This window comes from Streptomyces sp. McG3 (genome assembly GCF_018619185.1).
In the GTDB taxonomy this organism is placed as follows: Bacteria; Actinomycetota; Actinomycetes; order Streptomycetales; family Streptomycetaceae; genus Streptomyces.
On record NZ_JAAXYC010000193.1, the window covers coordinates 1 to 15,150 of the forward strand.

At 72.9% G+C, this 15,150-nt stretch carries 12 protein-coding genes; 6 read left to right on the forward strand and 6 right to left on the reverse strand.

Annotated elements, in window-relative coordinates:
• The 5 genes from HET64_RS25965 to HET64_RS25985 all read right to left on the reverse strand — a co-directional run.
• On the reverse strand, positions 1–1,004 hold a 1,004-nt coding region (locus HET64_RS25965), incomplete at its 3' end, for a hypothetical protein (RefSeq protein ID WP_215109535.1).
• A complete protein-coding gene (locus HET64_RS25970; RefSeq protein WP_251145878.1) occupies positions 1,001–4,708 on the reverse strand; it encodes a hydantoinase B/oxoprolinase family protein in 3,708 nt (1,235 codons plus the stop codon). The genes HET64_RS25970 and HET64_RS25965, both read right to left, overlap by 4 nt.
• 85 nt (positions 4,709–4,793) lie before the next feature.
• Entirely contained in the window at positions 4,794–5,366 is a 573-nt protein-coding gene (locus HET64_RS25975; protein WP_215109537.1) for a DUF4240 domain-containing protein, read from the reverse strand.
• 94 nt (positions 5,367–5,460) lie between these two features.
• On the reverse strand, positions 5,461–6,879 hold the full coding sequence (locus HET64_RS25980; protein ID WP_215109539.1) for a HEAT repeat domain-containing protein: 1,419 nt from the start codon (positions 6,877–6,879) through the stop codon (positions 5,461–5,463).
• Positions 6,880–7,168: 289 nt separating this feature from the next.
• Positions 7,169–7,561 carry an ankyrin repeat domain-containing protein gene (locus HET64_RS25985; RefSeq protein ID WP_018960616.1) on the reverse strand — a complete coding sequence of 131 codons (393 nt, stop codon included), beginning with the start codon at positions 7,559–7,561 and terminating at the stop codon, positions 7,169–7,171.
• 327 nt (positions 7,562–7,888) lie between these two features.
• Between HET64_RS25985 and HET64_RS25990 the strand changes: the two genes are divergently transcribed.
• Together HET64_RS25990 and HET64_RS25995 are read left to right on the forward strand one after the other, a co-directional pair.
• The gene (locus tag HET64_RS25990) at positions 7,889–8,083 is read left to right on the forward strand and encodes a hypothetical protein (RefSeq protein WP_003970432.1); all 195 of its coding nucleotides are present in this window, start codon (positions 7,889–7,891) and stop codon (positions 8,081–8,083) included.
• Positions 8,084–8,120: 37 nt separating this feature from the next.
• Positions 8,121–9,806, forward strand: a complete 1,686-nt coding sequence (locus tag HET64_RS25995; protein ID WP_215109541.1) for a hypothetical protein — start codon at positions 8,121–8,123, stop codon at positions 9,804–9,806.
• Positions 9,807–9,857: 51 nt separating this feature from the next.
• On the opposite strand, the gene HET64_RS26000 is transcribed toward HET64_RS25995, so the two are convergent.
• Entirely contained in the window at positions 9,858–11,357 is a 1,500-nt protein-coding gene (locus HET64_RS26000) for a PLP-dependent aminotransferase family protein (protein WP_215109543.1), read from the reverse strand.
• 102 nt (positions 11,358–11,459) lie between these two features.
• Here HET64_RS26000 and HET64_RS26005 point away from each other — a divergent pair, with 102 nt between their 5' ends.
• The 4 genes from HET64_RS26005 (at position 11,460) to HET64_RS26020 (ending at position 14,989) form a co-directional block, all read left to right on the forward strand.
• On the forward strand, positions 11,460–12,182 hold the full coding sequence (locus tag HET64_RS26005) for a YitT family protein (protein WP_215109545.1): 723 nt from the start codon (positions 11,460–11,462) through the stop codon (positions 12,180–12,182).
• Positions 12,179–12,940 (forward strand): glycerophosphodiester phosphodiesterase, encoded by a 762-nt coding sequence (locus HET64_RS26010; protein ID WP_215109547.1) that lies wholly within the window; start codon positions 12,179–12,181, stop codon positions 12,938–12,940. The genes HET64_RS26005 and HET64_RS26010 overlap by 4 nt, the downstream gene beginning before the upstream one ends.
• Positions 12,941–12,986: 46 nt before the next feature.
• The gene (locus HET64_RS26015; protein ID WP_215109549.1) at positions 12,987–14,348 is read left to right on the forward strand and encodes an MFS transporter; all 1,362 of its coding nucleotides are present in this window, start codon (positions 12,987–12,989) and stop codon (positions 14,346–14,348) included.
• Positions 14,349–14,614: 266 nt separating this feature from the next.
• Positions 14,615–14,989, forward strand: coding sequence for an RNA polymerase-binding protein RbpA (locus HET64_RS26020; RefSeq protein ID WP_003959706.1), 375 nt, complete (start codon positions 14,615–14,617; stop codon positions 14,987–14,989).
• The last annotated feature ends 161 nt before the right edge of the window (positions 14,990–15,150 follow it).

Sequence of the window (15,150 nt, forward strand, 5' to 3'; positions counted from 1 at the left end):
TGCCCGTACAGGTCGAGGCCCGCGTGGGCGGCGGGCGGGGCGAACGCCTGCCGGTCCTGTTCCGCGCGGAAGAGGGGGCCCGCCTCCAGGAGCCGGGACTGGAGCTGGGTGTGGCGGCGGATGCAGTCCTTGACGATGTCGACCAGCTCGGCGGCCCGGCGCTTGTGCTCGGGGTCCTCGGCCTCGTCGCGTGCCTTGCGGATGTTGGTGAGGATGGCGTTCTCGTGGCGGTAGCGGTCGGCCACGTGGTCAAGGGCCTCGGCGATCATGTCCGGGACGGTGTGGAGCCAGTCGACGGCGCGGACGTTGCGCCGGGTGGCCTCCAGAGTCCGGCGCAGGGTCTCGGCGTACTGCACGGTGCGGTAGCGGGCCTGTTCGGCGGCGAGCTGTGCGTCGGCGAGGCGGCCCCTGCTGATGAGGACCTCCAACTTGACCTCGGCGGCGATCTGGGCGCTGGTGACATCGGTGTCCAGCGCGCCGACCAGGACGTTGACCGCTTCGTCGGTGGCGCGGAGGTAGACCGTGCCGCCGTAGCCCGGGACCTCTTCGATGAGTTTGAAGTCGTAGTCCCGGCGGACGTAGACCCCGTCGGGGCCGAAGGTGCCGTAGACCGCGCGGAAGCCGCGGTCGACGCTGCCGACGTTGATCAGGTTCTCCAGGACCCAGCGGGCGACCCGTTCGTGCTCGGCGACGGGGCGGTCGGGGGCCTGGGCGCCGACCCGGGGAAGCAGTCTGGCCACTATCTGGTCGTGGTCGGCCCCGGTGTCGAAGTCCATGTTGAGCGTGACGTGGTCGATCGCGGCGAGGGCGACCTCCGCCATGGCGTACACCGTGTACTCGCCGGCCAGATTCGCCTTGCGGACGTCGAGGTCGTGCAGCGGCGCCGTGCAGGCGAGCGCGCGCAGCCGCCGCGAGAGCCCCTCGTCGGCGGCGGGGCCCGGGGCAGGCCGCGGCCCCGCGCTGAGCTGCGGCGAGGCGGTGTCCGGGTAGGCAGGCGAAGTCACGTGGGACAGATTAGGTCCTCGCACCGACCACGGTCGAAACGGCGTTTATGCGACCGGTCCCGTCCGAGCGTCTCAGCGCGAGAGGGTCCGTAGCCGCCGCCGCCCGGTGTGCGCACCACGAGCACGTCTCCGGCGTCCAGTTCGGCGGTGTCGCGGCCCTCCAGCGGTACCACTTCGCCCCCGGCCCGCTCGATGTGCTGCTCCCCGAGCGCCCCCGGCTCGCCGCCGTCCGCTCCGTACGGCGGGACGCGTCGGTGTCCGGAGAGCAGCGCGACCGTGACCGGTTCCAGGAAGCGGATGCGGCGCTCTACGCCGTCGCCGCCGTGCCACCGCCCCGCTCCCCCACTGCCGTCCCGGACGGCGAAGCCCTCCAGCAGGGCGGGCAGCCGCCACTCCAGGATCTCGGGGTCGGTGAGCCGGGAGTTGGTCATATGGGTCTGTACGGCGTCGGCTCCGTCGAAGCCGTCCCCCGCTCCGGATCCGCTGGCGATCGTCTCGTAGTACTGGACGCGGTCGTTGCCGAAGGTGAGGTTGTTCATGGTGCCGGAGCCCTCGGCCTGGCCGCCGATCGCTCCGTACAGGGCTCCGGTGACCGCCTGGGAGGTCTCCACGTTGCCCGCGACGGTCGCCGCCGGGTAGGCGGGGTCGAGCATGGACCCGGGTGGGATCGTCACCTCCAGGGGTGTGAGGCAGCCGCTGTTGAGGGGGATGTCCTCCCCGACGAGGGTGCGGAAGACGTAGAGGACGGCGGCCATGACGACGGACCGGGGCGCGTTGGCGTTGCCGGGCTGCTGGGGCGAGGTCCCGGTGAAGTCGAGGTGGGCGCGGCGGGCGTCCCGGTCCACGGTCAGCCGGACCTGGATCACGGCCCCGCTGTCGGTCTCGTAGCGGCAGTGGCCGTCGTGCAGTCCGGCGACGATGCGGCGTACGGACTCCTCGGCGTTGTCCTGGACGTGGCCCATGTAGGCGTCCACGACGTCGGTCCCGAACTGGTCGGTCATGCGCCGCAGTTCGGCGATGCCCTTCTCGTTGGCGGCGATCTGGGCGCGCAGGTCGGCGAGGTTGGTGTCCGGGTCGCGGGAGGGGTACGGGGCGGAGGTGAGCAGGTCGCGGGTCTCCTCCTCGCGCAGCCGGCCGTCGCGGACGAGCGGCCAGTTGTCGAAGAGGACGCCCTCCTCGTGGATGGTCCGGCTGAAGGCGGGCATGGAGCCGGGGGTGATGCCGCCGATCTCGGCGTGGTGCCCGCGTGAGGCCACCAGGAAGCGCAGGCGGTCCGGCTCTCCTGCTCCGCCCTCGTCGAAGACGGGGGTCACCACGGTGACATCGGGCAGGTGGGTGCCGCCGTGGTAGGGGTCGTTGACGGCGTACACGTCGCCGGGGCGCAGGGCGCCCTCGTTGCGCCGCAGGACCTCCTTGATCGACTCTCCCATCGAGCCGAGGTGCACCGGGATGTGCGGGGCGTTGGCAATCAGGTTGCCCTCGGCGTCGAAGAGGGCGCAGGAGAAGTCGAGGCGCTCCTTGATGTTGACCGAGTGGGCGGTGTTCTCCAGGCGGACGCCCATCTGCTCGGCGATCGACATGAAGAGGTTGTTGAAGACCTCCAGCATCACCGGGTCCACCCGGGTGCCGACGGCGGTGCGTTCGGGGCGGGGGCGGTTGCGGGTGAGGACGAGATGTCCGGTGGGGGCTGCTTCGGCCCGCCAGCCTGGGTCGACGACGGTGGTGGCGTCGTCCTCGGCGACGACGGCGGGTCCGGTGACGGTGTCGGCGGGGCGCAGGTCCGTCCGGCGGTACAGCGGGGCCCGCCGCCACCGCCCCTCGGCGTACAGGTCCACGGTGTCGGCCGGGCGCGGCGGGGGGTCGCGGTGGCCGTCGCGCGGACCGGAGCCGACGGCGGGCGCGGCATCGCCGGTCGCACCGGTCGCACCGGTCGCTTCCACCGTGACCGTCTCGACGACGACGGGCTTGTCCATCGTGAAGCCGAACCGGGCCCGGTGGGCGGCGGCGAACGTCCCGGCCATGGCGGTCTCCGTGTCCAGGTCCACCGGCAGCGCCGCGTCCGTCCCGGCGTACCGCAGCAGGACGCGGGCCCGTGTGGTGATCGCGGAGTCCGGCGTTCCGTCGGCGCGCAGGGCTTCGCGGGTACGGTCGGCCAGCTCCGCGCAGAGCCTCTCCACGCGCTCCCGGGCGGCTTCGTCGAGCTCTTCCTCCACCGACTGCTCGCGCATCGCGGTGGCGTCGGCCAGGCCGATGCCGTAGGCGGAGAGCACCCCGGCGAGCGGGGGGACGAGGACCGTGTCGATGCCCAGGGCGTCGGCGACCGCGCAGACGTGCTGGCCGCCCGCGCCGCCGAAGCCGGTCAGGGCGTAGCGGGTGACGTCGTGGCCGCGCTGCAGGGAGATCTTCTTGACGGCGTTGGCCATGTTGAGCACGGCGATCTCCAGGAAGCCCGCCGCCACTTCCGCCTCGTCCGGCCGTCGCCCGGTGGCGCGCCCCACCTCGTCGGCGAGCGCCGCGAACCGTGTCCGCACCAGGCCGGCGTCGAGCGGGAGGTCACCTCCCTCGCCGAAGACCGCCGGGAAGTGGCCGGGCTGGACGCGGCCGAGCATCACGTTGGCGTCGGTGACGGTGAGGGGGCCGCCCCGGCGGTAGCAGGCGGGCCCGGGGGAGGCGCCCGCCGAGTCGGGGCCGACGCGGTAGCGGCTGCCGTCGAAGTGCAGGACGGAACCGCCGCCGGCCGCGACGGTGTGGATGCTCATCATCGGGGCGCTCATCCGGACCCCGGCGACCTCGGTGCCCAGTTCGCGTTCGAACGCGCCGGCGTAGTGGGAGACGTCGGTGGAGGTGCCGCCCATGTCGAACCCGATGACGCGGTCGTATCCGGCCTGCCGCGACGTGCGGACCATGCCGACGACGCCGCCGGCCGGGCCGGAGAGGACGGCGTCCTTGCCCCGGAACCGGGCGGCTTCGCGGAGGCCGCCGTTGGACTGGAGGAACATCAGCCGGATCCCGTCGAGGCGGGCGGCGACCTCGTCGACGTACCGGCGCAGGACGGGTGAGAGGTAGGCGTCGACGACGGTGGTGTCGCCGCGGGGGACGAGCCTGATCAGCGGACTGACCTCGTGGGAGCTGCTGACCTGGGTGAAGCCCGCCTCACGGGCCGCCTCGGCGACGGCCCGTTCGTGGGCGGGGTGGCGGTAGCCGTGCATCAGGACGACGGCGGCGCTGCGCAGGCCGTCGGCGTGGGCGGCGCGCAACTGTTCGCGTACGGGGGCGATTTCCAGGGGGCGTACGGTGCGGCCGTGGGCGTCGAGGCGTTCGGGGACCTCGATCACGCGGTCGTGGACGGCCTCGGGCAGGACGATGTGCCGGTCGAAGAGGCGGGGCCGGTTCTGGTAGGCGATCCGCAGTGCGTCCCGGAAGCCCTCGGTGATCAGCAGCACGGTCGGCTCGCCCCGCCGTTCCAGCAGGGCGTTGGTGGCGACGGTGGTGCCCATCCGGACGGCGGCGACCCGGTCGGCGGGCACCGGTTCGCCGGGGTCCAGGCCGAGGAGCAGCCGGATTCCGGCGACGGCAGCGTCGTCGTAGCGGTCGGGGTCGTGGGAGAGGAGCTTGCGGGTGATCAGGCGGCCGTCGGGGTGGCGGCCGACCACATCGGTGAAGGTGCCGCCCCGGTCGATCCAGAACTCCCAGCGTCCGGTCATGGCGCCATTCTGTGCCCGCGCCCGCGGGCTCGCAGGGTCGGAGCGTCCGCAGGGATCTCGCGGGCACGGAGGACCCGCAGGGGGTTCAGTCCTGGAAGAGCGCTGCCAGCCGGGGCAGATGGCGGCGGTTCGCGGCGGCGTCCTCGGCGTCCCAGCTCTCGCCCGCCGGGTCCGCCGGGCGTATGCGGTCGCGCAGTGCCGCTTCCACGGCGGCGTCGAGGGAGGCGGTCTCGCCCCGGAGGCGGCGGTAGGCCTCGGCGATCGGGGTGTTCAGCGACTCGTATCCGATCCAGCCGCGCTCTCCCCGGCTCATCCGGATCACCACCGGCAGTCCGGCCAGCGCGTCCGGATCGGCCACCGCCCGGGTGAAGGTCTCCCGGCCGAGCAGGGCGAGCCCGTCGCGGAAGTCCATGAAGCCGTCGTCGCCGCAGCCGCCCTCGATGAGGTAGGCCGCGTTCCACAGGGGCCACCGGCAGGCGGACCGGGTCACGTCCACCGCGGTGACGGCGAAGGCGGCGATCCGCTCCGGCTCCAGGGCCGCGAGCACGTCGGTCAGGGCTCCGGGCAGGGGGTCGTCGGGCGGGTCCCGGTCGTCCGCCCGGTCCCCGGCCGCGTCGCGAGCCCGTTCGACGAGCCCCCACCACTCGTTGATGTCCATGGGGAGAAGCCTAGGAGGAGGGTCTGACAACGCCCCTCCTCCCGGGCTCCCGCGTCCTCCTGGGCCCCCGTGTGTCCCCGGCGGGCCCCCGTGGTCAGAGGGCCGGTGCGTCCGGCCCGATCCGGCTCCGTACCGCGGTCTGGACCTCGGCCTCCTCGGCCGGGTCGGCGGCGAGGCGGCGCAGGCGTTCGGCGACGCGGATGTCTCCGGTCTCGGCGTGCAGGGCGGCCACCTCACGGGTGGTCTCCTCGCAGTCCCAGAGGCACTCCACCGCGAACCCGGTCGGGTAGGACGGGTCGGTGGCGGCCAGCGCGCGGGCGGCCCTGCCCCGCAGGTGCGAGGAGGACGTCTCGCGGTAGACGTGGCGCAGCACGGGCGCGGCGCAGGCGATGCCGAGGCGGCCCGCTCCGTCGACCAGGGTCCACAGCCGGGGGGCGTCGGGTCCGTCGCCGCGTACGGCCTCCCGCAGCGCGCCGAGGACTTGGGGAGCGTCCTGGGCGGTGCCTCGGCAGGCGAGCACTCCGGCGGCCGAGGCCCCGAGGGCGTCGGGGCGGTGGGCCCAGCGCCGGGCCCGTTCCACGGCGTCGTCGCTGGTCATGCGCTCGAAGGCGGCGATGGCCGTGTCGGCGACGGTGCGGGCGGTGCTGACGGCGGCGGCCTCGATGAGGTCGAGGACGGCGGGGTCGCCCGCCTCCGCGAGGTAGTGCAGGGCGGCGCAGCGGGCGCCTTCGGGGCCGCTGCGGGCGGCCTCGACGATCTGGGGAAGGTCGTCGGGTCCGGCGACGGCGGAGAGGCAGCGGGCCGCGGGGACGTGCAGTTCGCTGCCGCGTTCCAGGGCCTGCTGGGCCCAGTCGAAGACGGCCTGGACGCTCCAGCCGGGGCGGGGCCCCCCGGGGCGCATCTGGCGTTGCCATCGGTCGAACGAGCCCTGTTCGCCTGCGGCCCTGACCCGGGCGCCGACCGCTTCGCGCGGGTCGTCGGCCCACAGCCGCCAGGGGCGCGGCTCGAAGGAGTCGCGTACGGCGGCGGCGAGGTCGGCCGAGCCCTGCTCGGTGGCCGGGAAGCGGGCGAGGACGGGCAGCGCGAGGGAGCGCAGGCCTGCGTCGTCGTCGCGCAGGGCGAGTTCGTCCAGGGCCCAGGCCCAGTTGGCGCCGGTCGCCGCGTAGCGGCGGAGCAGGGCCAGGGCGTCGTCGCGCCCGTAGGAGGCGAGGTGGCCGAGGACGGACAGCGCCAGACCGGTCCGGGAGTCGTCGGTATCGAGGTGGTCGTCGGGATCGGCGAGGTGTCGCTCGATCTCCTCGATACCGCCGTCGAGGTCGAGGTAGAGGCGCGCGTAGTAGAGGGAGCGGTTCTCCACCTGCCAGTCGTGACGGGGGTCGCTCACGACGCAGTGGTTGAGAGCCGCGAGGGCCTCGGGGCGCGGTGCGGCGAGCGCGTGGAGCGTGCCGTCGCCGCGGCCCCTCTGCAACAGGCCGAGCAGGGTGCCGCTCGGCGCTATGAACGGATCGAACATGGGAGAAAGCCTCACATCAAGCTGTCGACGCAACCGGGACTGTGCAGTGCCCCGTGCCTCTCGGCACGCGGGAGTGTCCGGGGGACACCGTTACGCCGCGCAGTGACATGATCGGCCGACCGCCGTCTTTCGCCTGGTGTAGAGCATCTTCCTCTGCCTCTCGTCGGTGGCCCTGAGCGGGCCCGCGACGTCATGATGACCCAGCCATTTCGCCACCGCGACCACATTTACGACGGACCGGTCAGCGGAGCCCACGGCGGACGCGCGATGGGGCGCGCCCGCCGCCGTCTCACCGGGCACCGAAGCGTTCCAGCAGGTCGGTCTTGCCGAACATCCGGGCCGTGTCCAGCGCGGACGGCGTTCCGGCGGCCGGGTCGGCTCCGGCGGCGAGCAGCGCGTCGACGACGGCGTCCTCGCCCTTGAAGACGGCTCCGGCCAGCGGGGTCTGGCCCCGGTCGTTGGCCCGGTCCGGGTCGGCCTCACGGGCGACGAGGGCGGCGACCGTCCCGGCGTGCCCGTGGTAGGCGGCGAGCATGAGCAGCGTGTCGCCCCGGTCGTTGGTGAGGTTGGCGGGGACTCCGGCCTCGACGTACGCGGTGAGCGCCTCGGTGTCGCCGGCGCGGGCCAGGTCGAAGACCTTGGTCGCCAGCTCGACCACCTCGGGATCAGGGGTTTCGCTCATCGGACGGACCGCCTTCCTTGACTGCTGCCACGGCTGTCACCGCCGCGGTTGACCTGGTGGGGAGTACGGCACGGGACCGTACGAGTGAATCGACAGGGTACTGCTCCGGGGCCGACATGACCCGGCCCGGATACGGCAAGGGATCACCGCGGCTGATCCTGCCCGGCACGGACGAGCTGATGCCGCTTCCCGGGGGCCCACTTCTGTGAGCCAGTCAAGTGAAAGCACAGGATATTCACTCGATTGCACCTTTTGTCGTATAGATACTTCTCGTGATCCTGGAAGGACTCATGGTGACTGTCCCCTTCAACCAGGAGAGAACCGCTCATGATCCTTTCCATCTCGGGCGTGGTACTGCTCGCCATCGTCGTCTTCCTGTTCTTCAAGAAGGACGGGCTCAAGGCCTCCCACGCCATCGTCTGCGCCCTGTTCGGCTTCTACCTGGCCGGCACCGCCATCGCGCCGAGCATCACGGCGGGCGGGGCGAGCCTCGCCGGCCTGCTGGGCGGGATCAAGTTCTGACGCTCCGCAACCGCTCCCACCCCTTCAGGAGACCGACGTGGCACGGCGACCACTCCCCCGCATTCTGAGCAGCGGCAGCGCTTCGATCACTCGCAGCAGAGAGATCGCGCGCACGGCCGCCGACAGTGCCACCGATGTCCTCCACCCGCTGATCACCGTGGTCCGCGGACTACGGCTGCTCGCGGTGTCCGGCCGGCAGAAGTGGGTCGCGACGCCCAAGGAGCGGCGTGGTCCCAAGCTGCTCCTCGGCGCGGCCTGCGTGCTGGTGGTGGCGCTCGCCCCCTACGGGCCGATCCTGGCCCTGGTCACGGTGATGGGCGCCGCCGCGTGGAAGGGGCGGGAGCGGACCCCGGTGAGAACCGGGCCCGACGACGCGGAGACCGCCCGTCTGCGGTCGCTGTACGAGGCGCTCGTGCCGTACTTCTCGACGCCCGACGACCCCGATCCGCTGTTCGCGCACGGCGGCGACTGGGGGAAGGCCTTCGAGGGGTACGCCTTCGACGCCGACGGGCGGCTGACCCGTCTGCGGGTCTCCTACCCCGCGTACTTCACGGACGGCGAGCCGGCCGCCCGTTCCCGGATCGAGCAGTTGCTCCACACCAAGTCCGGCCGGGGTCGCGAGTACCACTTCGGCTGGGACGAGGAGGCCAACCGTCTCGTCATGACCGTGCTGGACGCGCTCCCCACGACGATCGCCGCCCAGCGCTTCGTCACCGCCCCCGGGGAGACGGTGCTCGGCTTCACCGACCCGGACGCCGTCTCGCGCACCGTCCCCGTGCGCGACGGCGACCTGACGGTGGACGCCTCGCCCGTGGTCTGGCGGACCGGCGGCCGCTCCACCGAACCGCACCTGCTGGCCGTCGGACAGCCCGGCGGCGGCACCACGACCCTGGTCCGCTCGATCGCCCTCCAGGCCCTCCGGGACGGGGACGTCATCGTCGTCGACGGCGGCGGCACCGGTGAGTACGGCGCCCTCGCCGGGCGCGGCGGCGTCCTGGCCGTGGAGTCCGGCCTCGGGGGGGCGCTGGCAACGCTGGAGTGGGCGGCGCACGAGACGGAGCGCCGGCTGATCGCCGCCAACCGGGCCCGGCAGAGCGGCCACCCCGTGCCGGACGACATCCGGCGCCCGCTGTGGATCCTGCTGGACCGCCCCGGCGCCCTGGGTCATCTCGCGGCGGCCGACGGCAGGCCCGACCCGCTGGAGCTGCTCCGGATCCCGCTGCGCCACGGCCGGGCCGCCCAGGTCACCGTCGTCCTGGCCGAGCAGTTCGACGCCCTGGACACCCTCACCGAGACCGTACGGACCCACACCCGCGCCCGGGCGGTCATCGGACCGGCCTCCCGAGAACAGATCGAGGCCGTCCTCGGCGCCGAACCGCACACCACACCGCCGCCCGGGGTCCCCGCGGGACGCGGTTACGTCCGCCTCGGCACGGGCCCGGTCCTGCGGCTCCAGGTGCCCGCCACCCCGGACCCGTACGACGACGCCACGAGCGACGCGCACCGGCAGGCGGTGCTCGACCTGCTGCCCGACCGGCACCCCCCGATGGAGGCGGCTCCGACGCGGGAGCCCGCCGACGAGGGTCCCGCGACGGAGCAGGTCCCCGTGGCGGTGGAAGCGGCGGCCCGCCCGGTCGGGTCCGTCCCGGTGGAGACGATGGTCGCCGAGGCCAGGCCGTCCGAGCCGCTGGCGAAGGCGCAGCCGGCGGGCGCCGAGAGCTGAAGGGGAGCGCCGCCGCGTCACCGCGGGCGTCTGTGCGAGGCCCGGAAGCGCTCAGGCCACGAAGCTGCGCGGGGCGTCGGCCCCCGCGCCCGCTCCGGAGCGCACCAGGTCCACCGCGGCGGCCAGCCGTACGGCCGCCTCGTCCGCGACGGGCCCGCTGACCGTGAACGGCAGCCGTACGTATCCCTCGAAGGCCCCGTCGACCCCGAAGCGGGGGCCCGACGGCACCCGGACGCCGACCCGTTCGCCTGCCACCGCCAGCCGCGATCCGGAGAGGCCCCCGGTGCGCACCCACAGCGTCAGACCGCCGCGCGGCACGGCGAACTCCCAGTCCGGCAGCTCCCGGCGCACCGCCGCGACCAGGGCGTCCCGGTTCTCCCGCGCCTGGCTGCGCCGGACCTCGACGGCCTGCTCCCAGCCGCCCGTGCCCATGAGCCAGTTGATGGCGAGCTGTTCCAGGACGGGGGTGCCCATGTCGGCGTAGGCGCGGGCGGCGACCAGGCTGCGGATGACGTCGGGGGCCGCGCGCACCCAGCCGATGCGCATGCCGGCCCAGAAGGCCTTGCTGGCGGAGCCGACGGTCAGGACCGTGCTGCCCGCCGGGTCGAAGGCGCAGACGCGGCGCGGCATGTCGATGCCGGCGTCCAGGCGCAGTTCGTTCATGGTCTCGTCGACGACCAGGACCGTCCCGGCGGACCGGGCCGCGTCCACCAGGTCCCGGCGCTGCTGCTCGTCGGCGAGCGCGCCGGTGGGGTTGTGGAAGTCGGCCACCACATAGGCGAGCCGGGGCGCCGCGTCCCGCAGCACCTGGCGCCAGCGGTTCATGTCCCAGCCGCCGAGCCCCTCCTCCATCGCCACCGGGACGAGACGGGCACCCGTCTCGCGCATGAGCTGGAGGATGTTGGCGTAGCTGGGGGACTCGACCGCGATCCGTTCGCCGCGGCCCGCGAAGAGGTGACAGATCGCGTCGATGGCGCCCATCGCGCCGGTGGTGACCATGATCTGTTCGGGCATGGTCGGGATGCCGAGCGCGGTGTAGCGGTCGGCGATCATCTGCCGCAGGGCGGGCAGCCCGGCCGGGTAGTCGCCGTGCGTGTGGGCGTACGGCGGCAGCTCCTCCAGCGCCCCCTGGACGGCGCGGGTCAGCCAGGGCTCGGGCGCGGGCAGGGCCGCGCAGCCCAGGTCGATCATCGAGCCGAGCGACTCCGGCGGCAGCGGTTCGAGGCCGCGGGCGGGCAGCGGGTTGCCGGCGGGGACGGCGGTCCAGCTGCCGGCGCCGCGCCGGGACTCCAGGAAGCCCTCGGCGCGCAGCGCCTCGTAGGCCGCCGCGACGGTCGTACGGCTGACGGCCAGGGCGAGGGCCAGTTCGCGTTCGGCGGGGAGACGGGCGGCGACCGGGACCCGGCCCTCCAGGACGAGCAGCCGCACCCCGTCGGCGAGCGCACGGTAGGCGGGCGGCTTGCGGCCGCCGGGTCCGGTGGGCCGGGCCGTTTGCGACCGGAGCTGCCGGGCGAGCTGGGCCGCCCCCACCGTCGATGTCCACTGCGCCATCGAAATCAGTCCACCTTCCTCGAATTGGCCATAGTTGGTGACCGATCCCCTGCCACAGAGTGGCATGAAGCAGTCCACTACCACTACAGCAGGGGGCACAACGTGGCCAGGACCACCGGCCGGAGCACCACTCACCTCACCCGGCGGCTGGTCCAGCTGTACGTCGGCCTGACGCTGTACGGGGCGAGCTCCGCGCTCCTGGTGCGGGCCGGACTGGGCCTGGAGCCGTGGGGTGTGCTGCATCAGGGCCTCGCGGAGCTGACCGGGATATCGATCGGCGTGGTGTCGATCGTCATCGGCGCGGTGGTGCTGCTGCTGTGGATCCCGCTGCGCCAGCGGCCGGGGCTCGGCACGGTCTCGAACGTCTTCGTGGTCGGGCTGGCGATGGACGGGACGCTCGCCGTGGTCGGCGACGTGGAAGGGCTCGGGTTCCGCGTTCCCGTGATGGTCCTGGGCATCGTGCTCAACGGGGTGGCGACCGGTCTCTACATCGCGGCCCGGTTCGGGCCGGGGCCCCGCGACGGGCTGATGACCGGGCTGAACCGGGTCACCGGGCGCTCCATCCGGCTGGTCCGCACGGCGATCGAGGTGGCGGTCGTGGTGACCGGGTTCCTGCTGGGCGGCTCCCTGGGGGCGGGCACGGTCCTGTACGCGCTGGCCATCGGCCCGCTGGCCCAGTTCTTCCTGCGGATGTTCGCGCTCCCCGAGCCCGGCGCCGGACCGGGTGTCACCGTCGCCTCGGGCCTGCCGTCCACCACCGCGCCGCCCGCCGGTTCCGGCCCCGTCGCCGGCCCGGCATCCGGGCAGGCCATACTGCCGCAGTGAATCCGAGCCACCCCTATCTGGACCACCCGGCGCCGATCGCCTTCGCCCATCGCGGCGGGGCGGCGGACGGCGTGGAGAACACCGCGACCGCCTTCCGCCGGGCGTCCGACGCGGGCTACCGCTACTTCGAGACCGATGTGCACACCACGGCGGACGGCCGTCTTGTCGCCTTCCACGACGCGACGCTGGACCGGGTCACCGATGCCCGGGGCCGCATCTCCGCGCTGCCCTGGAGCGAGGTGCGCCGGGCCCGGGTCGGGGGCAGCGAACCGCTCCCGCTCTTCGAGGAGCTGCTGGAGGAGTTCCCCCGGGCCCGCTGGAACGTGGACCTGAAGGCGGAATCGGCGCTGGAGCCCCTGCTCGGCCTGATCCGTCGCACCGATGCCTGGGACCGCGTCTGCGTCGGCTCGTTCTCGGAGGCCCGGGTGGCCCGCGCCCACCGCCTGGCGGGCCCCCGCCTGGCCACTTCGTACGGGGTGCGCGGTGTCCTGGCGCTGCGGCTGCGTTCGTACGGCGTCCCGGCGCCGCTGCGCGCGGGTGCGGTCTGCGCCCAGGTCCCGGAGCGGCAGGGCTCCATCCCGGTGGTGGACGCCCGCTTCGTCCGCACGGCGCACGCGCTCGGGCTCCAGGTGCACGTCTGGACGGTGAACGAACCGGAGCGGATGGCTGCGCTCCTGGACCTCGGCGTGGATGGCATCATGACCGATCACATCGAGACGCTGCGCACGGTGCTGAGCGAGCGGGGGGCATGGTCCTGACGCCAGGTCCGTCCACGTCCGCAGGGGATGACCGAGGGGGCGCGGCTTGAGCACCGGGACCACAGGGATGGCCGATCCGGCCGGGCACGGTACGGCGGCCGCCCGCAGACGCGAGCAGCACGGCTGGTACTTCTACGACTTCGCGTGCTCCGTCTACTCCACCAGCGTGCTGACCGTCTTCCTCGGTCCGTATCTGACGTCGATCGCCAAGGCGGCGGCGGATCCCGACGGGTTCGTGCACCCGCTGGGCATACCCGTGCGCGCGGGTTCGCTGTTCGCGTACTCCGTCTCGGCGTCCATCGTGGTGGCCGTCGTGCTGATGCCGATCGTGGGCGCGGCGGCGGACCGCACCGGGCGGAAGAAGCCGCTGCTGGCGGCGGCCGCCTACACGGGGGCCGCGGCGACGGCGGGGATGTTCTTCCTGGACGGCCACCGCTATCTGCTGGGCGCGTTCCTGCTGATCGTGGCGAACGCCTCCATCTCCGTGTCGGCGGTCCTGTACAACGCCTACCTGCCGCAGATCGCCGAGCCGGAGGAGCGCGACGCGGTCTCCTCGCGCGGCTGGGCCTTCGGCTACACCTCGGGCGCCATCGTCCTGGTCCTCAACCTGATCCTGTACACCGGCCACGAGTCCTTCGGGCTCTCGGAGTCCGACGCGGTGCGGATCTGCCTCGCCTCGGCCGGTCTGTGGTGGGGCGCGTTCACCCTCGTACCGCTGCGCCGGCTGCGCGACCGCCGGATCCAGCCGGGCGGCGAGGGGGCGGTCGGATCCGGGTGGCAGCAGCTGAGAGCGACCCTGCGCGACATGCGGCGCCACCCGCTGACGCTCTCCTTCCTGCTCGCCTATCTCGTCTACAACGACGGGATCCAGACGGTGATCTCGCAGGCCTCGCTGTACGGCTCCGAGGAGCTGGGCCTGGACCAGACGACGCTGATCGTCGCCGTGCTGCTGGTGCAGATCCTGGCGGTGGCGGGGGCGCTCGGCATGGGGCGGCTCGCCCGGACGCACGGCGCGAAACGCACCATTCTGGGATCGCTGGTGATCTGGACCCTCATCCTGATCTCCGCCTATCTGCTGCCCGCCGACGCTCCGGCGTTCTTCTTCGTCCTGGCGGCGGCGATCGGTCTGGTGCTGGGCGGCAGCCAGGCCCTGTCACGGTCGCTGTTCTCCCACCTGGTGCCGCGCGGCAAGGAGGCGGAGTACTTCTCCGCGTACGAGTTGAGCGACCGCGGACTGAGCTGGCTGGGGCCCCTGGTGTTCGGTCTGGCGTACCAGCTGACCGGCAGCTATCGCGAGGCGATCATCTCGCTGATCGTGTTCTTCGCGCTCGGCGCGGTACTGCTCGCGCGGGTCCCGGTGCGGCGTGCGGTGGAGGCCGCGGGCAACCCCGTGCCGGAACGGATTTAGACGTTGAAGTCAAAGGGCGGTAGTATACGTCTTTGGCCTGCCCGGGAGGACCGTTACTGCCAGTGGAAGCGGCTCAACCGTTGAGTGACAACTTCCACCAGAGGTGACAAACCGGGCATGCGCGGGTACTCAACCCAGATAAAGCAGCGGCACGACGGGCGACGCATGACCGGCAACGGGAATCTTTACCACCGGCCGGACGTTGACCGGATGACGACGACAGCGACATTTTGTCCTGTGGGCGACAAGCCCGGGAGGCACGATTCATGAGTGAGCGAGCTCTCCGCGGCACGCGACTTGTGGTTACCAGCTACGAGACGGACCGCGGCATCGATCTGGCCCCGCGCCAGGCGGTGGAGTACGCATGCCAGAACGGACATCGATTTGAGATGCCGTTCTCGGTAGAAGCAGAGATTCCGCCGGAGTGGGAGTGCAAGGCGTGCGGCGCCCAGGCACTCCTGGTGGACGGGGATGGCCCCGAGGAGAAGAAGGGCAAGCCGGCGCGCACGCACTGGGACATGCTCATGGAGCGGCGCACCCGCGAGGAGCTGGAGGAGGTGCTGGCCGAGAGGCTGGCGGTTCTGCGCTCCGGAGCCATGAACATCGCCGTGCACCCGCGGGACAGCAGGAAGTCTGCCTGACCGCGTAGTACCGCACAGCGGCACAGCACCAAGAGCCGCGGGCCGTGACACAGAACATGTGTCACGGCCCGCGGCTCTTCAGCATGCCCGAGGCCGGATCCCGGCGGCTTGGTCCCGATGGCGCTGGCCCCCTGGTACGCCGGGAGCCTCTCGTCAGGGCG

Coding starts and splice junctions, on each gene's coding strand:
- HET64_RS25990 (WP_003970432.1), top strand. CDS start 7,889: ATGATCCTTTCCATCTCGGGCGTGGTACTGCTCGCCATCGTCGTCTTC.
- HET64_RS25975 (WP_215109537.1), bottom strand. CDS start 5,366: ATGGACATCAACGAGTGGTGGGGGCTCGTCGAACGGGCTCGCGACGCG.
- HET64_RS25970 (WP_251145878.1), bottom strand. CDS start 4,708: ATGACCGGACGCTGGGAGTTCTGGATCGACCGGGGCGGCACCTTCACC.
- HET64_RS26020 (WP_003959706.1), top strand. CDS start 14,615: ATGAGTGAGCGAGCTCTCCGCGGCACGCGACTTGTGGTTACCAGCTAC.
- HET64_RS26000 (WP_215109543.1), bottom strand. CDS start 11,357: ATGGCGCAGTGGACATCGACGGTGGGGGCGGCCCAGCTCGCCCGGCAG.
- HET64_RS25980 (WP_215109539.1), bottom strand. CDS start 6,879: ATGTTCGATCCGTTCATAGCGCCGAGCGGCACCCTGCTCGGCCTGTTG.
- HET64_RS25985 (WP_018960616.1), bottom strand. CDS start 7,561: ATGAGCGAAACCCCTGATCCCGAGGTGGTCGAGCTGGCGACCAAGGTC.